The 18,539-nt window shown below is 61.6% G+C and carries 13 protein-coding genes; 5 read left to right on the top strand and 8 right to left on the bottom strand.

All coding sequences use genetic code 11. The annotated features are described in order from the left end of the window. The first annotated feature begins 107 nt into the window (after positions 1-107). On the top strand, positions 108-536 hold the full coding sequence (locus ACTJKS_RS23180; RefSeq protein WP_140396012.1) for a hypothetical protein: 429 nt from the start codon (positions 108-110) through the stop codon (positions 534-536). A gap of 45 nt (positions 537-581) precedes the next feature. Here the strand turns inward: ACTJKS_RS23180 and ACTJKS_RS23175 are convergent, their stop codons facing one another. Continuing rightward, positions 582-2,813, bottom strand: a complete 2,232-nt coding sequence (locus ACTJKS_RS23175) for an LTA synthase family protein (protein ID WP_108182939.1) — start codon at positions 2,811-2,813, stop codon at positions 582-584. A 310-nt stretch (positions 2,814-3,123) separates the two neighbouring features. Here ACTJKS_RS23175 and ACTJKS_RS23170 point away from each other — a divergent pair, with 310 nt between their 5' ends. Continuing rightward, the gene (locus ACTJKS_RS23170) at positions 3,124-4,140 is read left to right on the top strand and encodes an ABC transporter substrate-binding protein (protein ID WP_108182938.1); all 1,017 of its coding nucleotides are present in this window, start codon (positions 3,124-3,126) and stop codon (positions 4,138-4,140) included. 44 nt (positions 4,141-4,184) lie between these two features. Here ACTJKS_RS23170 and ACTJKS_RS23165 read toward each other — a convergent pair whose 3' ends face one another. Genes ACTJKS_RS23165 through ACTJKS_RS23155 form a run of 3 tightly spaced genes read right to left on the bottom strand, consistent with a single transcriptional unit; the run spans position 4,185 to position 6,732 of the window. Further along, positions 4,185-4,769 (bottom strand): isochorismatase family protein, encoded by a 585-nt coding sequence (locus ACTJKS_RS23165; protein ID WP_041067227.1) that lies wholly within the window; start codon positions 4,767-4,769, stop codon positions 4,185-4,187. 54 nt (positions 4,770-4,823) lie between these two features. Next, on the bottom strand, positions 4,824-5,660 hold the full coding sequence (locus ACTJKS_RS23160; protein ID WP_047293736.1) for a pirin family protein: 837 nt from the start codon (positions 5,658-5,660) through the stop codon (positions 4,824-4,826). Positions 5,661-5,670: 10 nt separating this feature from the next. Beyond that, complete coding sequence (locus tag ACTJKS_RS23155) at positions 5,671-6,732, bottom strand: alkene reductase (RefSeq protein WP_086792781.1); 1,062 nt, start codon at positions 6,730-6,732, stop codon at positions 5,671-5,673. A gap of 102 nt (positions 6,733-6,834) precedes the next feature. Here ACTJKS_RS23155 and ACTJKS_RS23150 point away from each other — a divergent pair, with 102 nt between their 5' ends. Further along, positions 6,835-7,716, top strand: a complete 882-nt coding sequence (locus ACTJKS_RS23150; protein ID WP_041067218.1) for a LysR family transcriptional regulator — start codon at positions 6,835-6,837, stop codon at positions 7,714-7,716. Next, positions 7,709-7,975, top strand: coding sequence for a hypothetical protein (locus ACTJKS_RS23145; protein ID WP_236170297.1), 267 nt, complete (start codon positions 7,709-7,711; stop codon positions 7,973-7,975). Before ACTJKS_RS23150 ends, ACTJKS_RS23145 begins: the two co-directional genes overlap by 8 nt. Before the next feature lie 68 nt (positions 7,976-8,043). On the opposite strand, the gene ACTJKS_RS23140 is transcribed toward ACTJKS_RS23145, so the two are convergent. From ACTJKS_RS23140 to ACTJKS_RS23125, 4 genes are all read right to left on the bottom strand, one after another. Further along, on the bottom strand, positions 8,044-8,523 hold the full coding sequence (locus ACTJKS_RS23140) for a copper chaperone PCu(A)C (protein WP_108182937.1): 480 nt from the start codon (positions 8,521-8,523) through the stop codon (positions 8,044-8,046). Beyond that, the gene (locus tag ACTJKS_RS23135; RefSeq protein WP_041067212.1) at positions 8,523-9,128 is read right to left on the bottom strand and encodes an SCO family protein; all 606 of its coding nucleotides are present in this window, start codon (positions 9,126-9,128) and stop codon (positions 8,523-8,525) included. The genes ACTJKS_RS23140 and ACTJKS_RS23135 overlap by 1 nt, the downstream gene beginning before the upstream one ends. A gap of 156 nt (positions 9,129-9,284) precedes the next feature. Continuing rightward, on the bottom strand, positions 9,285-10,691 hold the full coding sequence (locus ACTJKS_RS23130; protein WP_108182936.1) for an efflux transporter outer membrane subunit: 1,407 nt from the start codon (positions 10,689-10,691) through the stop codon (positions 9,285-9,287). Between the two features lie 85 nt (positions 10,692-10,776). Beyond that, positions 10,777-11,571 carry a helix-turn-helix transcriptional regulator gene (locus ACTJKS_RS23125; protein ID WP_041067206.1) on the bottom strand — a complete coding sequence of 265 codons (795 nt, stop codon included), beginning with the start codon at positions 11,569-11,571 and terminating at the stop codon, positions 10,777-10,779. A 488-nt stretch (positions 11,572-12,059) separates the two neighbouring features. Between ACTJKS_RS23125 and ACTJKS_RS23120 the strand changes: the two genes are divergently transcribed. Further along, the gene (locus ACTJKS_RS23120; RefSeq protein WP_262948577.1) at positions 12,060-18,473 is read left to right on the top strand and encodes a non-ribosomal peptide synthetase; all 6,414 of its coding nucleotides are present in this window, start codon (positions 12,060-12,062) and stop codon (positions 18,471-18,473) included. The last annotated feature ends 66 nt before the right edge of the window (positions 18,474-18,539 follow it).

Genomic DNA, 18,539 nt, shown 5'->3' with positions numbered 1-18,539 from the left:
CGATTTCAGCTAAGAACCTGACAGTTATGACAGTAGCGCCCAAGATAATTGAGGCATAGCTTTTCAAGCGCAGGCAACCGCCTTCAAACGGATCGGAGCGCATCGACATGCAAAATTCAAATAAATCAGAAAAGCAAATTTTCGACCTGATTAATGAAAATCACCATCAATATAAAGGAACGTTCAGTGCACACGTTGATGGAAGAGAGTTCATGGTCGCGAAGACAAACTTGCTTTTTCATACGGCAGATAAGGACTATTTCATTGTTGGGGCTGATGATTACAACCACAACGTCGTTACCTTCTGCGTTCCACAGGACTTGATAAAGGACGGCCCTCACCAGGTGAGATGGTACGAAGGTGGGCTGGTTTGGAGCGTTAGGATCTCAAACGTGTCTCACGTTATTAAACAAGGACTGGCAAATGTCACGTTCTTACGGACAGGCGAAAATCGATCCGGTGTTTCAGGTGACATCGATTTTGTTTTGCCTGATGGAAAGACAGTTACAGGTAAATTTGAAATTAAGCGTATTTAGTAAATGCCAAGGGACGGGTCCAACCAATCCGTCCCCTCCCTGATTTCAACTCGATTGCATCGTTTCATCGTCCGGCAGCGCATCCAGCGGTTCTTCCTGCCCGGGTAACTCGGTGATCACACTGAAATCCGTCACCTCGACAGCACCCAGTCCATAACCCAGCAAGTGGAACGAAAACGCCTTGCGCTGTTGCGGGTTGTCGAAGCTGAAATCCATCTCCAGCGGCTGGTCCGCCGTGGCGACCATCTCGGTCGGCAGGCCCAGTTGCACGTCCTGTTCGAACTCCTTGGCCTTGAGCTGAATGTACGCCGCCTGCTGCGGGTCCACCGAGCGCACGGTCAGGCGCACGCGGGTGTGCGAGCCCTTGGGCATTTCCAGGTACTGCGCGCCGATCAGGTTGTCGGCCCAGTCATCGTTGATCTGTGCCTGCAGCGGGATGACGTTGTTGCTGCCGAACTGGTAACGCTGATTGAGCGGGGTGCGCAGCAGCGACAGGTCCAGCGCCATCGCCCGCGCGGCAATCTGCCGGGCCTGCTGGCTGCTTTCATTGCCCTTGAAGGTGGCCCGCTCGGCAATGAACCCGGCGCTTTCGTAGTAGCGGCAACGGCGCGGCATGTCGCACTCGGAGAAGATCCCCTGACCATTGTGGTAGCGCAGTTTGCCGTTGGTGTAGGACATGATTTCACGCCCACTGTCGTAGTCGCGAAACAGCGAGCGGCCGCTCAACGCCGTCGGCACTGGCAAGTCGAAATAGTCGAGGATCGATGCGCTCAGATCGACATGACCGTACACCCCGGCATTCAGTCGCGGCAGTTGCTCATGTTCGGGTGCCAGCGTCAGGTTGAAGCCCCACGACGACGCCAGACGCACGCCGTCGATGCCGTGGGATTCGTCCGAGGTGATCACCACCAGCGTGTCCCTGAGCACACCCTGACGTTCGAGGCCGCTGAGGAACTGCTCCAGCGCATCGTCGAGATAACCGACAGCGGCCTGCTTCGGTGTCTCGTAGCGCGCCAGATAGTCTTCCGGTGCGGAGTAGGGCTGGTGGGTGCCAACGGTCAGCAGGGTGAGCATCCACGGTTGCTTCTGCTGCTTCAGTTGACCAACGTAATCCAGCGCGCCTTCGAAGAACGCCTTGTCATCCTTGCCCCATGGAAACTCCAGATGGTTGGCGTTAGAGAACCATTCCAGACCGTGGGTCGCATCGAAACCGATGTGCGGCATGATCTTGTCTTTGGCCATGAAGCGCAGACCGGCGCCTTGCAAGTAATGGGTGCTGAAGCCGTGCTGGCGCAACTGCGCCGGCAGGCAGGCCTGATTGCGCTCCTGTTGGGTGAGCATTTCCACGCCTTTGGGCGTGCCGTTGTTGAGCTTGTCGTAATCGCCACAGAGCATGGCGTACAGGCCGCGAATGGTCTGGTGCGTATGCAGCACGTAATCCGGGGTGTTCATGCCGCGCTCGGCCCAGCGGCTGAGGTTGGGCATCAGGTCTTCCTGATAATGGCTGCCGATGGCCTCGCGATTGGCGCGGATGTACGCGCCGGGAATGCCTTCCAGCGCGATGATCAGCACGTTGCGCGCCTGCCCCGGCGCGGCCAGCAGTTTGTGGCCATTGAGATCCAGATCGGTCAGCCCGGCCATCTGTGGCGCGGCGGGTTCGACGTCACCGTCCAGCCATTCCTCGGCCTGCAACTGCAGATCGGCGACTTGCGAGGCGAGCAACTGATGCGGCAGGTTGTACATGCGCCACGGATCTTCCTCGCTCGGCCACTGGTTTTGCACGCCCCAGTGCGCAGCGAACAGCAGCGCCGGTGCGGCCCACACGGCACGGGGCAGGGCCACAGCGGGTTGCGCGCGATTGGCGAACCGCGTCAGCAACCAGAGCAGCAGCGCCAGCAACAGGGCCACGCCCAGCGCCGGATGGGCAAAGCCGCCACCGGTGGAGTTTTCCACGAACTGCGGGTCAATCAGGTAATGCAGGTCGGACGGGTTCGGCAGTCGGCCGACAGCACTGACCAGTTCCGCCGTTGCCACCGCCAGCAACCCCCAGAACAGCAGCAACGGCAACCCCAGCCACCACGCCCGGCGATGCAGCAACATCAACAGCAAACTGCCAACCGCCAGGTCGGACAAATAGCCCAGCGGCGACGACCAGCCCAATGCCGCGCGCAGGCACACCGGTACGATCAGTACCAGCAGAATCAAGGAAAACAGGCGGGCATGCGGTTGCCGCAACCAACGCAAAAGAACGCTCACAAACACAGACCTTCCAGCCATCAAACCGTCATAAAAGTGTGCGCGATGATACCAAGGGTGGGCTGCGTGATCGCCCTTTTAAACGCGTGGCTGATCTGCTCGCACAGACACGGCGCAGGGCTTGAGGCCGTGACCAGCGCTGGTGTCAGCCCGCTAGTGACTGACGCACAACGTGTAACCGATGGCAGATTTATTGTTTCAGGCTGTTTAAATCAGCGCATGACGGCCCATGCGAGCGTGCTATGGATATTCGATAACGGTATTTAATTTCTGTTTTTTATAGCGATAGAGTTCGGCCTTTCAGCCAAATCCACCCTGCTGCGAGGTTGTCATGGCCACACCGTTCAAACGTTCTGCGCTGACCCTGTTGGCCGCATCTCTGGCGAGCAGCATGCTGTTCAGCAGCGTTGCGCAGGCCGAAGGCAAGATCAGCATCGCCCAGCAATTCGGCATCGGTTATCTGATCCTCGACGTGGTTCGTGATCAGCAACTGATCGAAAAACAAGGCCGGGCGCAGGGGCTGGAGATCAAGGTCGACTGGAACAGCATCTCCGGCGCCACTGCCATGAACGAAGCACTGCTCACCGGTGCGCTGGACGTGGTCTCCGCCGGGGTGCCGCCGATGCTTACCGTGTGGGATCGCACCCGTGGCAAACAGAACGTCAAGGCCATTGCCTCGCTCGGCTCGATGCCCAATTACTTGCTGACCAACAACCCCGACATCAAAACTCTGAAGGACTTCAGCGACAAGGATCGTATCGCCGTGCCGGCGGCGGGCGTGGGTTTCCAGTCGCGGACCCTGCAGATCGAAACGGCCAGGGAATTCGGCAATGACCAGTACAAGAAATTTGACGACATCTCGGTCAGCCTGCCGCATCCGGACGCTACGGCGGCGCTGATTGCCGGCGGGTCGGAAATCAACGCGCATTTCTCCAGTCCGCCGTTCCAGTATCAGGCGCTGCAAAACCCCAACGTGCACAAAGTGCTGAGTTCCTACGACGTGCTCGGTGGTCAGGCCACCTTCAACGTGCTTTACACCACGGAAAAATTCCACGACGAAAACCCCAGGACCTACAAGGCGTTCTACGACGCGCTGGCCGAAGCGGAAAAAATCATCAAGGCCGACAAACCCGCCGCCGCCCAGGCGTACATCCGCGTCGAACAGTCGAAGCTGCCGCTGGCGCTGATCGAGCAGATCGTCACCGATCCGGAAATCGACTTCACGGTGGTGCCGCAACGTACGTTCATCTATGCCGAAAAACTGCAGGAACTGGGCGTGCTGAAGAACAAGGCCGGCAGCTGGAAGGATTACTTCTTTGAAGAGGCGCATGGCGGCGCGGGGAGCTGATGCATAAAAACAGCCGCCGAGCGGCGGCTGCCGGAGTTGAGTGATCAGGACTGCAAGGCTTCCATCAACACCTGCACCAGTTGGCCACCCTCAGGGGTTGCCCAACTGCCGGCCAGTTCGGCGATCAACTGATTGGTCGTGGTCAGGGTCACCCCCCCTTTGTCCATGCGGCGCAAGGCGATATCGTCGGCCATGACGCTCGGCGATCCGCCGCCATCGGCAACCACCTGCACTTCATAACCGTCGCGCACCAGACTCAACGCCGGGTATACCGTGCAGACGTCGTTGGTGACCCCGGCAATAATCAGCTTCTTGCGTCCGGTCGCCTTGACGGCGCCGGCAAAGTTTTCATCATCCATGGCGTTGACGATGCCCAAGCGTTTGACTCGTGCGGCGAACTCGGCAGGCAGGATCGTCTCAAGTTCGCTGAGCAATGGACCCTGAGCGTATTCCTCCATACTCGACGTCAGCACCACCGGCAGTTTGAGAATGCTTGCGGTTCTGGCGAGCATCAGGGCATTGCGTTTGAGTTCTTCGAACGGGATGGATTTCACCCAGCCCATGGTGCCCACCTGATGGTCGATCAACAGCAGGGCAGCATTATTGGCACTGAATTTCTCGTAACTCATGGTATCTCTCCTGGCAGATGTTACGGGGCACGGCGCCCCGGTCGATGGAACGGTTCAACGGGGTTGCAGAGTTCCGAACTCACCGCGCTGATAGGCCGCAACCGCCCGGCTCAGCGCGTCTGACGAGGCAAGTGCCAGCGGCCCCTGCCAATACACCGGTTGATGCAATGGCACACCACGAAACACCACGGCGTGGGCGGGCGCATCTGTAGCCCGCAGGGTGATGCTGTGCGCTTCGCCGATGGCCAGGCTCACGGGTACCTGCGCGTTGTCGATGGTGAAACGCTGGTCGTCGATCCAGATGTCGCCGTCGATTGGCATGACGAACGCCGACTCGCCGCTGGCAACGGGAATCCGCACTTCGTGCCTCGGCTTGATGCTGATATCGAGCAGGCTTACGTCGGTCGGCAGATCCAGCGGCGAGCGGGTGTCGAGAAAGGCACCCAGTGGCACCCGGATTTCGGCCCCCGGCAAACGCAAGACCGGCACGTCTTCAGGGGCAAGACTGAGGGCAAAAGGCGCAGCCTCCTGAAATGCGAGCGGCAAATTGATGAAAATTTGCAGCATGTGTACGGTCTTGCCGCTTTCGTTCGGGACCTCTTCGTGAACGATGCCTTTGCCGGCGGCTGTCCAGTGCAGGCCGCCCGGTCGAATCAAGTTGCGGTTGCCCAGCGAATCACGGTTGTCGATTGCGGTTTGCGAGTCGGCAAACAGATACGACACCGCGCTGAACCCCGCGTGTGGGTGGGGCGCAAACGTCGGCCCGCTGATCCACGCATGGTCTACGGCAAGAAACGGGTCGATGCTGACATCCGGCTGCCCGCCGTGCAGAGAAAAGGCACGGAAATGGCTGCCGTGACGCATGGACTTCAAGGAGGCGCGGGCGGACATGGCAGACTCCTTACACTTGGCTCAATGTCGGATAGTCGATATAGCCCTTGGCGCCCGGGGTGTAGAACGTGTCTTTGTCCGGTGCATTGAGTTCGGCACCGAGACGCAGACGCTCGGGCAGATCCGGGTTGGCAAGGAACGCACTGCCGAACACCACAGCATCCGCTTGTGCGTTTTCGATCAACGCCTGGGCGGCGGCTTGATCGAGTCCTCCACCGATCAGGTAGCGACCGTCGAAGAGTGGCCGCAGCAACGCGTGATAGTCGGTCTTGGCGCCAAACAAGGCGACGTGCAGATAAGCAAGGTCGAGACTGTGCAGGTGCTCGACCAGATAGGTGTACGTTGCTTGTGGGTCGGCATCGATGATGTCGTTGAAATTCATCTCGGGGGAGATTTTCAAGCCCACGCGATCACTGCCAATTTCCGTGGCAACTGCCGCCAGCACTTCGAGGAGGAACCGCGCGCGGTTTTCCACCGAGCCGCCATATTCATCGCTGCGCTGGTTGCTGCCAGAGGAGAGAAACTGCTCTGGCAGATACCCGGAGGCCCCATGCACTTCAACACCATCGAAACCGGCCTCAATCGCCCGGCGAGCTGCCTGACGGTAGCCTTCAACCACTGCGGCAATTTCGACCACGCTCAGTGCATGCGGCGTGACGAAGTCTTGCAGGCCATTCGAGGTCCAGGTCTGACCAGCCGGTTTGATCGCCGACGGTGCCAGGGGCAGGGCGCCGCGGGGTTGCAGCGACGGATGGGAGATTCGTCCGCTGTGCATCAATTGCATGAAAATTCGGCCGCCTTGAGCATGCACCGCGTCGGTGACTTGTTTCCAGGCGCTGACCTGTTCGTCGGTCTCGATCCCGGGAGTACGCACATAGCCTTTACCCGTCCCCTGGGGATACACGCCTTCACTGATGATCAGGCCGGCGCCGGCGCGCTGCGTGTAATAAGTGGCGACCAGATCACTGGGTACACCGTCGTCATCTGCACGGGATCGAGTCATCGGTGCCATCACCAGACGGTTCTCAAGTACAACGCGACCCATCTGGACGGGCGTGAATAGCGAACTCATTTTGCTGCTCCTCGGTAATTGATGTGGCTATCATTGATCAATCCGTTTTCGGGATAAATCCGCTAAAGATGAAATGACTATTCCACTCATGGAGCAATTCCCGTGGAGCTTTTGAACGATATGGCGCTGTTTGTGGAGGTAGTGAAGGTGCGCAGCTTTCGTCGCGCGGCCGAGGCACTGGGCATGCCCAATTCGACTTTATCGCGGCGCATCAGCGGCCTTGAAAAGGCCATTGGCCTGCGTTTGCTACATCGCACCACGCGCAAGCTTGAACTGACTGAAGCCGGGCAGCTGTACTTTGACCGCTGCAAGCGGATCGTCGAGGAGGCGCGCCTGGCGCACGAGCAACTGGGTGAAATGCTGGCGCAGCCCAGTGGACTGTTGCGCGTGTCGATGCCGGTGGATTTCGCTAACGTTTATCTGGCACCGCTGATCGCCGAATTTGCCGGGAATTACCCGGGCATCAGCTTCGATTTCGACCTTACGCCACGCCAGGTGGATCTGGTCAGCGAGCCGGTGGATGTCGTGATCCGCATGGGTGAGCCGGCGACGTCCAATCTGATCGCCCGCAAGCTCACCACGTTGCGACGCGGGTTGTATGCATCACCGGGGTATCTGCAGCGTTTTGGTACGCCGCGGCAACCGAGTGATCTGGTGAAGCACGAGTGCTTGCGTTTGCGCACGCCAAGGCCGGACAACTGGATCCTGTCTACGGCCGGAGAGACGATTGAAGTCGAAATCGCCGGACGCTTTCAGCTCAACAGTGTCGGCATGCTCAGGCGCCTGGCCATGCTTGATCAGGGAATCGCCGTGTTGGCCGAAGGCATTGCCGCCGAAGATCTGGCCAGCGGCGCGTTATGCCGGGTGTTGCCAAAGTGGCAGTCCAGTTCAATTGCGGTATACGCACTGACGGAAACCCGCTTGTTGCCGGCCAAGACCCAGCGTTTCATCGAGTTTTTGCGTGAGCGGCTGGTGGATGCCTGAGGATGTTGTCGGCGCCAGCCTGAAGCTGTTCACCTGGAAAACCGTACTGATCACCCTTGGGCTGTGGACAGTGGTCAACCTGATCACTGGTTGGCTGGGGTTCTTTGCGGCGGCCGGTTATCTCGGTTATCGCTGGAGTCAGGTGTTGAAGCGCAAGCAGCAGTTGGCTGCGGCGCCCGTGGAGAAAACTGCGGCGGCACCGCGCTCGGGGATGTCGAGAGAAAGTGTGCGCAACGCACTGGCTCGCAAACGCGGCTGACTTGCGCAATAAAAAGGGGCGACCTGATCATCAATCAGGCCGCCCCTTTTTATTTCCGCGCAGTCAGATCAATGCATCTTGCTGTGATCGTGTCCTTCCATGTGCGTCAGCGCACGGACTTCGGCTTTGACTTCGACGGTCTGTTTCTCGCCCTTGGCGTTTTCCACGGTCAGGGTCAGCGGCACGCTTTCGCCTTCCTTGAGCTGAGCGGTCAGGCCCATCAGCATCACGTGGTAGCCGTTCGGGTCGAAGCTGACCGCTTTGCCGGCCGGCAGGTCGACCGATTTGACCGGGCCCATGCTCATCACGTCGTTCTTCATGGTCATTTCGTGGATCTGTACATCTTTGGCCACTGGCGAGGCCACGCTCAGCAGTTTGCTGTGGCTGTCGGCGGTGACGGTCATGAACGCGCCGCTGGCCGATTGGGTCGGCACGGTCGCACGCACCCAGGCGTCGTCGACCTTGGTCTGAGCGCTGGCCTGAAACGCCAGGCCCAGCAGGGACACAGCGAGAACGGCGCGTTTGATGTTGTTCAAAACGGGGTGCATCAGCAGACCTCCATAACGGTGAGCAAATCTTCCGTGCACTCTTGTGCCGAAAGCGATACAGACAGACCCAGACGCAATTGGCCGCGCGAGTCGTAGACGTAACTGGTGGACGTGTGGGAGATCGTGTAGGTATCGCCCGCCGGGACCTTCTCGTAGAACACGTCGAATTCCTTGGCCGTGGCCTTGGTTTCCTCGACGGTGCCGTACAGCGCGACGAAGCTCGGGTCGAAGGCTTTGACGTAGCTGTCGAGGATCTGCGGGGTGTCGCGTTCCGGGTCGAGGGTGATGAAGATCACCTGCAGACGGTCGCCGTCCTTGCCCATCAGTTTCTTGATTTGCGCGGCGCGGGCGAGGGTGGTCGGGCACACTGCCGGGCATTGGGTGAAGCCGAAGAAGATCATCGGCATCATGCCGCGGAAGCTCGACAGCGTCATGGTTTCGCCGTCGGTGTTCTTCAGCTTGAAGGTGCGCCCGAGGATCTTGTCGCTCAGGTCCTTGCCGTACTTGTACGACAGTTGGCCACGGGTGTCGCAGCCGGCGAGCAGGCCCAGGCCCAGCACGCCCATTCCCGCAAGCACCTTGCGGCGAGTCAACAAAGCCGTCATCTAATACCGCCTTTTGCAGCCCGTCAGTCGGCAGGACTGGCGGGGGGTTAACCGTAAAAGCGGCGCATGATACCAAACTGACGGCAGACGCCGGCCACGGATCGCTGCGTGGCGCAGGATCGGGCGACAAAAGGTGTAAGAAAAAGTGACGGGGGGCTAATGAAAATTCGCCTCATCGGCCCGCCAGCCGCCGCCCAGCGCGGTGTACAGGTTGACCTCGGCGACCAGTTGCGCGAGCCGATCGGTGATCAGCCCCTGCTGTGAACTGAACAGCGAACGCTGCGCATCGAGAAACGTCAGGCTGCTGTCGACGCCATTCTGATACCGATGCTGCGCCAGGTTGTAGTAGTCCTGAGTGGCCTGCACCAGATCGCGTTGCGCCTGCAATTGCTGCTGATAAGTGCTGCGCGCCGCCAGGCCATTGGCGACTTCCTGAAATGCGGTCTGAATCGATTTCTCGTACTCGGCGACTGCGACGTCTTTCTGCAACTTCGAATAATCCAGGCTCGCGCGCAGGCTGCCGGCGTTGAAAATCGGCAGGTTGATTTGCGGCTGGAACGTCCAGGCGCCGGAGCCGGCGCTGAACAGCCCGGACAGATCGCGGCTGGAGGTGCCGGCACTGGCGGTCAGGCTGACACTGGGGAAAAACGCCGCGCGCGCCGCGCCGATATTGGCGTTGGCCGCCTTCAGTTGGTACTCGGCCTGGAGAATGTCCGGGCGCCGTTGCAGCAGATCCGACGGCAACCCGGCCGGCAGTTGCCGGATCAGATCGCTGGCCAGTGGTTGCGCCGGCAGTTGCTCGGGGACGGGCGCGCCGACCAACAGCGTCAGGCTGTTGAGATCCTGCGCCACCTGGCGTTTGTAGCGCGCCAGATTGGCTCGCGAACTGTCGACGCTGGTCTTGGCCTGCGCCTGTTCCAGCGCCGAAGACTTGCCGGCGTCACGGTTGCGCGTGGTCAGGCGCAGGCTCTGTTCATCGGCGGCGAGGGTCTGGCGCGTCAGTTCGAGCAACTCCTGATCGGCGCGCCAGGTCAGGTAGGCATTGGCGACGTTGGCCACCAGACTCAGCTCGGCACTGCGCCGCGCCTGCTCGGTCGCCAGCCAGGTTTGCAGCGCCTGCTCGCTGAGGCTGCGCACCCGGCCGAAAAAATCCAGCTCATAGGCACTGACGCCGAGATTCGCCGCATAGGTCGAATTGATCATGGCTTTGCTGCGGGTCACGCTGGGCGGCAGGCGTTGGCGCGACTCGCTGGCATTGGCCGACACTGCCGGCAGCAGATCGGCGCGCTGGATCCGGTACTGCGCCTGGAACGCCTCGACGTTCAGCGCCGCCACGCGCAGGTCGCGATTGTTCAGCAGTGCGCTTTCAATCAGCTGTTGCAGCGCCGGGTCGTTGAACAGCGTGCGCCAGTCTTCAGTGCGCGCTGCGGCGGTTGTCTGTGTCGGGTAAATCGCGCCTTGCGGGTACTGCGCCGCGCTCGGTGAGGCCGGACGCTGGTACTCGGGAATCAACGAACAACCGGCCAACAGGACGGCGAGGGACAGCAGGGACATGCGCAACATCGAACGCTCTCATGCAGAAAAAATACGTGCCGGGGACTCAGTCTCCACACACCCTCGCGAACACCGTTGAAGCCTGACTTCGCCGTTACGCCCCCGCCATCCAGCGCGCCAGGCCATGCCGTCCGCTGACGCCCAGTTTGGCGGTGGCACGCTTGAGGTAGGTCTCGACCGAACTGCTCTTGACCCGCAGCTGCTCGGCCAGTTGCGGCACAGTGCCGCCGGTCAGCAGCCCGAGGCAGACTTCCTTTTCCCGGGCCGAGAGGACAATGGCGCCCAGCGCCAGGCGCTCGTCGAACACCTGCTGCAACGGCGCCTGCTCCAGATCGGCCAGGGGCAGGCGCGGTTGTTTGGCGACGATCTGTCGACTGAGTTGCGCGTGCCGTTCAATCAGCGGCAACAGGGTGTCGGACAGGCTTTTGAGAAACGACAGCTCCGGCAGGGAAAACACCCGTTGCGTATGCGGTCGGTAGAACGAGATGACACAACGGCGGTTGGAGGTGCGCGACACCAGATTGCACTGGTGCACGCTGTGCTGCGGATGGCGGGGCTGGAGTGAGGCTTTGAGTTGAATCAGCAGGGAATCATTCATCTCGATCATCTTCTGCAATAGCGGATGATCGTCCGGACTCGTCAACGGGTCTGGCGGCGGAAAGGTCTGCGGCAGGCCAGCGCTGCCCAGCGCCTTGATCTCGACCACGCTGGCCTGGCGTTCGTCCAGCGTCCACTCGCTGAGATCGACGCGATTGACCGGCACCAGGGTGTCGACCAACTGGAACAGGTTATTGGCGAAATGATCATCGCCGGTGCTGGCAATCAGTTCCCCCAGTTGCCAGTAGAAGTGCGGGTTTTCCATGTTGCGAATGCTGCCGGTCAGATTCATATCCTTGTCATCCCTGGTTCCGAGTCATCACCGAGTCGTCCGCTGTTGATGCAAAAGCCGCCCACGCAATCGTCTCTCCTTGAAACTGATCTGGGGCGGGATTTAAGCCTATGGATTTGTCCTACGTCTGTAGGGGAAAACAGGGACACAAAGTGCCATCATTTCTGAAAGTTGGCGCCGGCCTTCTGACGGTGCCTGGTACAGCGGTCGCGCTTTGCGTGACTGTTCGGTCACGGCAAAGGCTTGAAAACCGGGGCAGTTACCTTTTCATATGCTGACTGCGCTGGTCGATGGCGGCGTCAGCGTGTGGCATTTTTCCTACAAGAATTTCAGTATTTCCTCTCCGAACTTTTAGTGTGTTCCCACCCAATAAGGCTGTTCAAGCGCGGACTGGCCGGCGCGGGGGACGAGGTTGTCCGGGTTTCAGGTGTCATGTCGGCCTCGGGGCCGATGCTTGAATAGGCGCAAAATCACCTGAGAAGGATCTTATGCCGCCTATTTCCGCCCCTGCGGTGGCCACGCCGTCCGCATCGCTCCAGACTTATCCGCTGACCGCTGCGCAGCTGGATATCTGGCTGGATCAGCTGAGTCGCGGTGATTCGCCGCTGTACAACGTCGGCGGCTACATGGACCTCAGTGGCCCGCTGGAGCCGGCCCGGATGCAGGCCGCACTGGAAGCGCTGGTGGCCCGGCATGACGCAATGCGCACGGTGCTGTTGCCCGGCGCCGGTGCAACAGGCTTGCCGCTGCAGCAGTTTGCCCGGTCAGTCGCGGTGCCGATGCCGATCCACGATGTGTCGACGCACGGCGAGCCTGAATCGGCGGCGCGGCGATTGGTTCAGGCGCGCATCGATCAACCCTTCGTGCTGGACGGCGGCTGCCTGTTCCGCTTTCAGTTGATCCACCTCGATGACCAGCGACATTGGTTAGCCGTGCAGGCTCATCACTTGATCTTCGATGGCTGGAGCTTTGGCGAAATGTTCAAGTCGCTGGACGAGATCTATAACGCGCTGGCGCACGGCCAACCGGCACCAGTCGCGGCGCCGTCGTACATCGACTTCATCGAAGATAATGCGCGCTACCAAGCGTCGCCGCGTTATGCGCAGGATCGCGCCTACTGGCTGGACAAGTACCGACAGATGCCCGAACCGCTGTTGCTGCCGCGGCACCCGCAGCGCCAGACCGGCCCCGCCGCGCAGACGCAGGTCTACACGCAGCCCTTGCCGACGCTGCTGCACGAGCGCATGAAGCAGGTGGCCCGGGCGTACGGTGCCTCGGCGTTCCATGTGTTGCTGGCGGCGCTGCATGTTTACTTCAGTCGCAGCACGCAGCGTGACGAATGGGTGGTGGGGTTGCCGATTCTCAACCGCTCGGGTGCGCGCTTCAAATCCACCCTCGGGCTGTTCGCCCAGGTCAGCGCGGTGCGCATGGGTTTTGGTCGCGAATCTACCTTCGCTGAACTGGTGTGCGCGATCCGTGATGAGCTGCGCAAGGATTTCCGCCATCAGCGCTTCCCCGTGAGTGAAATGAACCGCGCCCTGGGTTTGCTGCGCGAAGAGCGCTCGCAGCTGTTCGAGGTCACGGTTTCCTACGAACAGGGCACCCACGATTATCGCTACGGCGAGGCATCGGGGCGGATCATCAAGGCCTCGAACGTCGAGGAGGCCACACCGCTGGCGGTGCACCTGCTGAGCAACCTTGCCAATGATGATGCGCGCCTGTACCTGATCTACAGCGAGGCGTATTTCAGCGCCGATCAAGTCAAGGCTCTGGCGGAACGCTGGTTGTTGATTCTGGAGCAGGGGCTGGAGGCGGTGAACCTGGCGGTGGCGGATTTCGACCTGAGCACGCCCGAGGAAACCGCGCTGCTGCAACAGTGGAATGCCACGCGGGTGGACTACCCGGCGCCGAACCCCCTTGCGCAGCGTATCGAAGCGCAGGCGATGCTGCGGCCGCAGGCACTGGCGGCGACTGCTCAAGGGCAATGCCTGAGCTATGCCGAACTCAATCAACGCGCCAATGCGCTCGCTCATCATCTGCTCGACCTCGGTGTGCGCCCGGATGACCGGGTAGCGATCATCGCCCGGCGCGGGCTCGACACACTGGTCGGGCTGTTGGCGATTCTCAAGGCTGGCGCCGCTTATGTACCGCTGGATCCGGCGCATCCGGCCGAGCGCCTGAGCTATCTGCTGGAGGACAGCGCGCCCATCGCTGTGCTGACCCAGCGTGCGCTGCGCGGGCATTTGCCGGCGCTGTCGGTGCCGGTGATCGAGCTGGATCAGCCGACCTGGCCCGCCGAACATGTCGGCGCGCCGAAGGTGCCGGGGCTGACCCCGGCCAACCTCGCTTATGTGATTTACACCTCTGGTTCAACCGGCCTGCCCAAGGGGGTGATGGTCGAGCACCGCACCCTGTGCAATCTGGTCGATTGGCACGCTGACGTGTTCGACCTGCGCGCCGGCAGCCATACCTCGAGCCTGGCCGGCTTCGGTTTCGACGCGATGGCCTGGGAAGTCTGGCCGGCGCTGTGCGTGGGCGCGACCCTGCACCTGGCGCCGGTCAGCGAGGGTGGCGAAGACATCGATGCGCTGCTCGACTGGTGGTGTGCGCAGCCGCTGGAGGTGAGCTTTTTGCCGACCCCCATCGCCGAATACGCGTTCAGCCGCCAACTCGCTCACCCGACGTTGCGCACGCTGCTGATCGGTGGCGATCGCCTGCGCCAGTTCCCGCGTCAACAATCCTTCGAAGTGATCAACAACTACGGGCCGACCGAAGCCACCGTGGTGGCGACCTCGGGTCGCATCGACGCCGGGCAGTCGCTGCACATCGGCAAACCGGTGAGCAATGCCACGGTGTATCTGCTGGATGAACAGCAGCAACCGGTGCCGCTGGGCGTGAGCGGCGAGTTGTACATCGGCGGGGCCGGCGTGGCTCGCGGTTATTTGAACCGCGCCGACCTGAGCGCCGAGCGCTTCCTGCGTGATCCGTTCAGCGCTGAACCGGGGGCGCGCATGTATCGCACTGGCGATCTCGCACGCTGGCGCGCCGATGGCAATCTGGAATACCTGGGGCGCAATGACGATCAGGTGAAAATCCGTGGCGTGCGCATCGAACCGGGGGAAATCGAGAGCGCACTCACCAGCCATCCAGCGGTGCGCGAAGCGGTGGTGCTGGTGCGCGACGGACAATTGTTGGCGTGGTTCACCGAGCGGGCGCCGTTGAACATCAATGAACTGCACGCACACCTGAAAACCCGCCTGAGCAGCGCCATGCTGCCGAACGCCTACGTGCGTCTGCCGGCGCTGCCGCTGACCGCCAACGGCAAGGTTGATCGCAAGGCGCTGCCCGCGCCCGAGGCAGGAGATTTGATCCGCCGCGAATACGAGGCACCGCAAGGCGAGGTCGAAATCGCCCTGGCGCAGATCTGGGCCGAAGTCCTGCAAGTGGAGCGGGTCGGGCGTCACGATCACTTCTTCGAACTGGGCGGGCACTCGTTGCTGGCGGTGATGCTGATCGAACGCATGCGTCAGCTCGATCTGAGCAGCGACGTGCGCGTGCTGTTCAGCCAGCCGACGCTCGCTGCACTGGCCGCTTCGGTCGGCAGCGGTCGGGAAATCGAAGTGCCGGCCAACCGCATCGCCGCCGATTGCACGCACATCACGCCGGCGATGTTGCCGCTGGTACAACTGCAGCAGATGGACATCGAGCGGATCGTCGCCAGCGTTCCGGGTGGCGCCGCCAATGTGCAGGACATCTACCCGCTGGCACCGTTGCAGGAGGGGATTCTCTACCACCACATCACTGCCGCGCAGGGCGATCCGTACCTGCTGCAGTCGCAACTGGCGTTCGACAGTCTTGAGCGCGTCGAGACCTTCGCTGCGGCGCTGCGCGAGGTCATGGCGCGCCACGACATTCTGCGCACTTCGGTGCTCTGGGAAGGCCTGACCAGCCCGGTGCAAGTGGTGTGGCGCGCGGCAATTCTGCCGTTGCAGGAGGTCGAACTGAACCCCGCCAATGGCCCGATCATCGATCAGTTACACCAGCGCTTCAACGCCCGACGTTATCGCCTCGACGTCAGCCAGGCGCCGCTGATGCGCCTGGTGTATGCCCGTGATCCGGCGCTGGATCGGGTGGTGGGGATTTTGCTGTTCCATCATCTGGCCATGGATCACATCGCCCTCGAAGTGATGCGCGGCGAGATGCAGGCCAGCCTGTCCGGGCAAGCTGTCGAATTGGCGCCGCCGGTGCCGTATCGCAATTACGTGGCGCAGACGCGGCTGGGCGTCAGCGAGCAGGAACACGAGGCGTTTTTCCGTGAGCAACTGGCGGACATCGACGAGCCGACCCTGCCATTCGGCTTGCAGGAAGTGCAGGGCGACGGGCGCGGCATCGACGAAGCGCAGCAGGTGCTGCCGGCTGACGTCTATCAGCGTTTGCGCACCCAGGCGCGACAGGCCGGAGTCAGCGTGGCGAGTCTGATTCATCTGGCGTGGGCACGGGTGCTGGCGGCGACATCCGGCCAGCAGCGGGTGGTGTTCGGCACGGTGCTGATGGGGCGTATGCAAGGCGGCGAGGGCGCTGACCGCGCTTTGGGCGTGTTCATCAACAGCTTGCCGTTGCGCATCGATGTCGATGCCGGGGTGCTCGACGCCGTGCGCGCCACCCACGCGCGACTGACCGCGCTGCTCGGGCATGAGCACGCGTCGCTGGCACTGGCCCAGCGCTGCAGTGGCGTCGCTTCGCCATCGCCGTTGTTCAGCGCGCTGCTCAACTACCGGCACAGTGACGAAACCGAACTGCTGGAGCCGTCGCGGCAAGCCTGGCAAGGCATCGACACCCTGGCCAACGAAGAGCGCACCAACTATCCGCTGACCATGAGCGTGGATGATTACGGCGACGGCTTGCGCCTCACCGGCAGGGCCGTGGCGCAGATTGGCGCGCAACGGATTTGCGGCTATATGCAAACCGCGTTGCACGGTTTGCTGCAGGCCCTGGAACAGACACCGCAGCAGCCGTTGAACCGCTTGCCGATCCTGCAAGCCGAAGAGCTGCAACGCGTGCTGATCACGTTCAATGCCACTGAGGTCGATTGTCCGCTGGACCAGCCACTGCACGCGTTGTTCGAAGCGCAGGTGCGGCGCAAACCGTATGCAATCGCCGCACAGGCCGGCGAGCAAAGCCTGACCTATGAGCAACTCAATGATCGCGCCAACCGTCTGGCCTATCACCTGCGTGAACTCGGCGTGCAACCGGACTCGCGCGTAGCGATCTGCGTCGAACGCGGGCTGGATCTGGTGGTCGGTCTGCTGGGGATTCTCAAGGCTGGCGGCGCTTATGTACCGCTGGATCCGGACTATCCGCTGGAGCGCCTGAACTACATGTTGCAGGACAGCGCGCCTGTCGCACTGTTGGTGCATGGCCCCACACGGCAATTGCTGGGTGAGCCGGGTGTGACGATGATCAATCTGGATCACGGCAGTTGGGAGCCGCAGCCGTCAGACAATCTGCAGGTGCCGGGCCTGAGTGCTTCGAACCTCGCCTACATGATCTACACCTCGGGCTCCACCGGGTTGCCGAAAGGCGTGATGATCGAGCATCGCAGCGCCTGCAACATGGTGCATTGGGGCTCGCAGCTCAGTCCGCCAACCGAACACGGCGCGCTGCTGCAAAAAGCGCCGTTCAGCTTCGACAGTTCGGTGTGGGAGATCTTCTGGCCGCTGTGTTCCGGGATGCGCCTGGTACTGGCGCGACCGGATGGCAACCGCGATTCGGCGTATGTGGTGCAGACCATTCGCGAGCAGCAGGTCACCGTAGTCAAATTCGTTCCTGCGTTACTGCAGCAGTTCATCGAGCAGGACGGTGTCGAGCAATGCACCAGCCTGACCGATGTGCTCAACGGCGGTGGTGAACTCAGCGCGGCGCTGGCCCGCCAAGTGCGCGATCGCCTGCCGTGGGTGCGTTTGCACAACGTTTATGGCCCGACCGAAACCACGGTGGACAGCACCGGGTGGACGCTGGAGCCGGACATGCCGGTGCCGGACAGCGTGGTGCCAATCGGTACAGCCTTGAGCAACACCCGGTTGTACGTGCTCGATGCCTACGGTCAACCGGTGCCGCAAGGCGTCAGCGGTGAGTTGCACATCGGCGGCGTCGGCGTGGCGCGGGGTTATCACGGGCTGCCGGAGATGCAGGCCGAGCGTTTTATCGACAGCCCGTTTGTGCCGGGTGATCGGCTGTATCGAACGGGCGATCTGGCGCGCTACAACAATCACGGCGAGCTGGAATTCCTTGGTCGCAACGACTTCCAGATCAAGCTGCGTGGTTTGCGTCTGGAGCCGGGAGAAATCGAGGCACAGTTGATCGAGCATCCGGCGATTCGCGAGGCTGTGGTGATGGTGCGTGATGAGCGTCTGGTGGCCTGGTACACCGTGCGCGCCGGCATCGACGCGCCATCGTTGGAAACCTTGCGCGGCCATGTGCTGGAGCGTTTGCCCGAGTACATGGTGCCTGGCGCGTTTGTGCTGCTCGACGCCTTGCCACTGACGCCAAACGACAAGATCGACCGCAAGGCCCTGCCGGAGCCGGGGGGCGATGCCGTCATCAACCGGCCTTACGTGGCGCCCGAGGGTGAAGTCGAAACCGCGCTGGCGCGGATCTGGGGCGAGATGCTGGGTGTTGAGCAGGTCGGACGGCACGACAACTTCTTCGAACTGGGCGGGCACTCGTTGCTGGCGGTGAGTCTGGTGGCGCGCATGCGCCAGAGCGGCCTGCACACCGACGCCCGGGCGCTGTTCAGCCAGCCGACGCTGGCGGCGCTGGCGCTGAGCACCACACCCGAGGCGCAGCAAGTGTTCATCCCGCCAACCACCATCCCGAGCCTCAACCGCAAGCGCCGGCTCTGACCCAAAGCCCTGTAGGAGCTGCCGCAGGCTGCGATCTTTTGATTTGGCTTTTAACAGCAAGATCAA

Origin of the sequence: Pseudomonas sp. 22189, assembly GCF_052045635.1 — a bacterium.
GTDB classification, from domain to species: domain Bacteria; phylum Pseudomonadota; class Gammaproteobacteria; order Pseudomonadales; family Pseudomonadaceae; genus Aquipseudomonas; species Aquipseudomonas parakoreensis.
The sequence above is the reverse complement of the archived record's forward strand: the minus strand, read 5'-3'. Positions and strand labels throughout refer to the sequence as shown.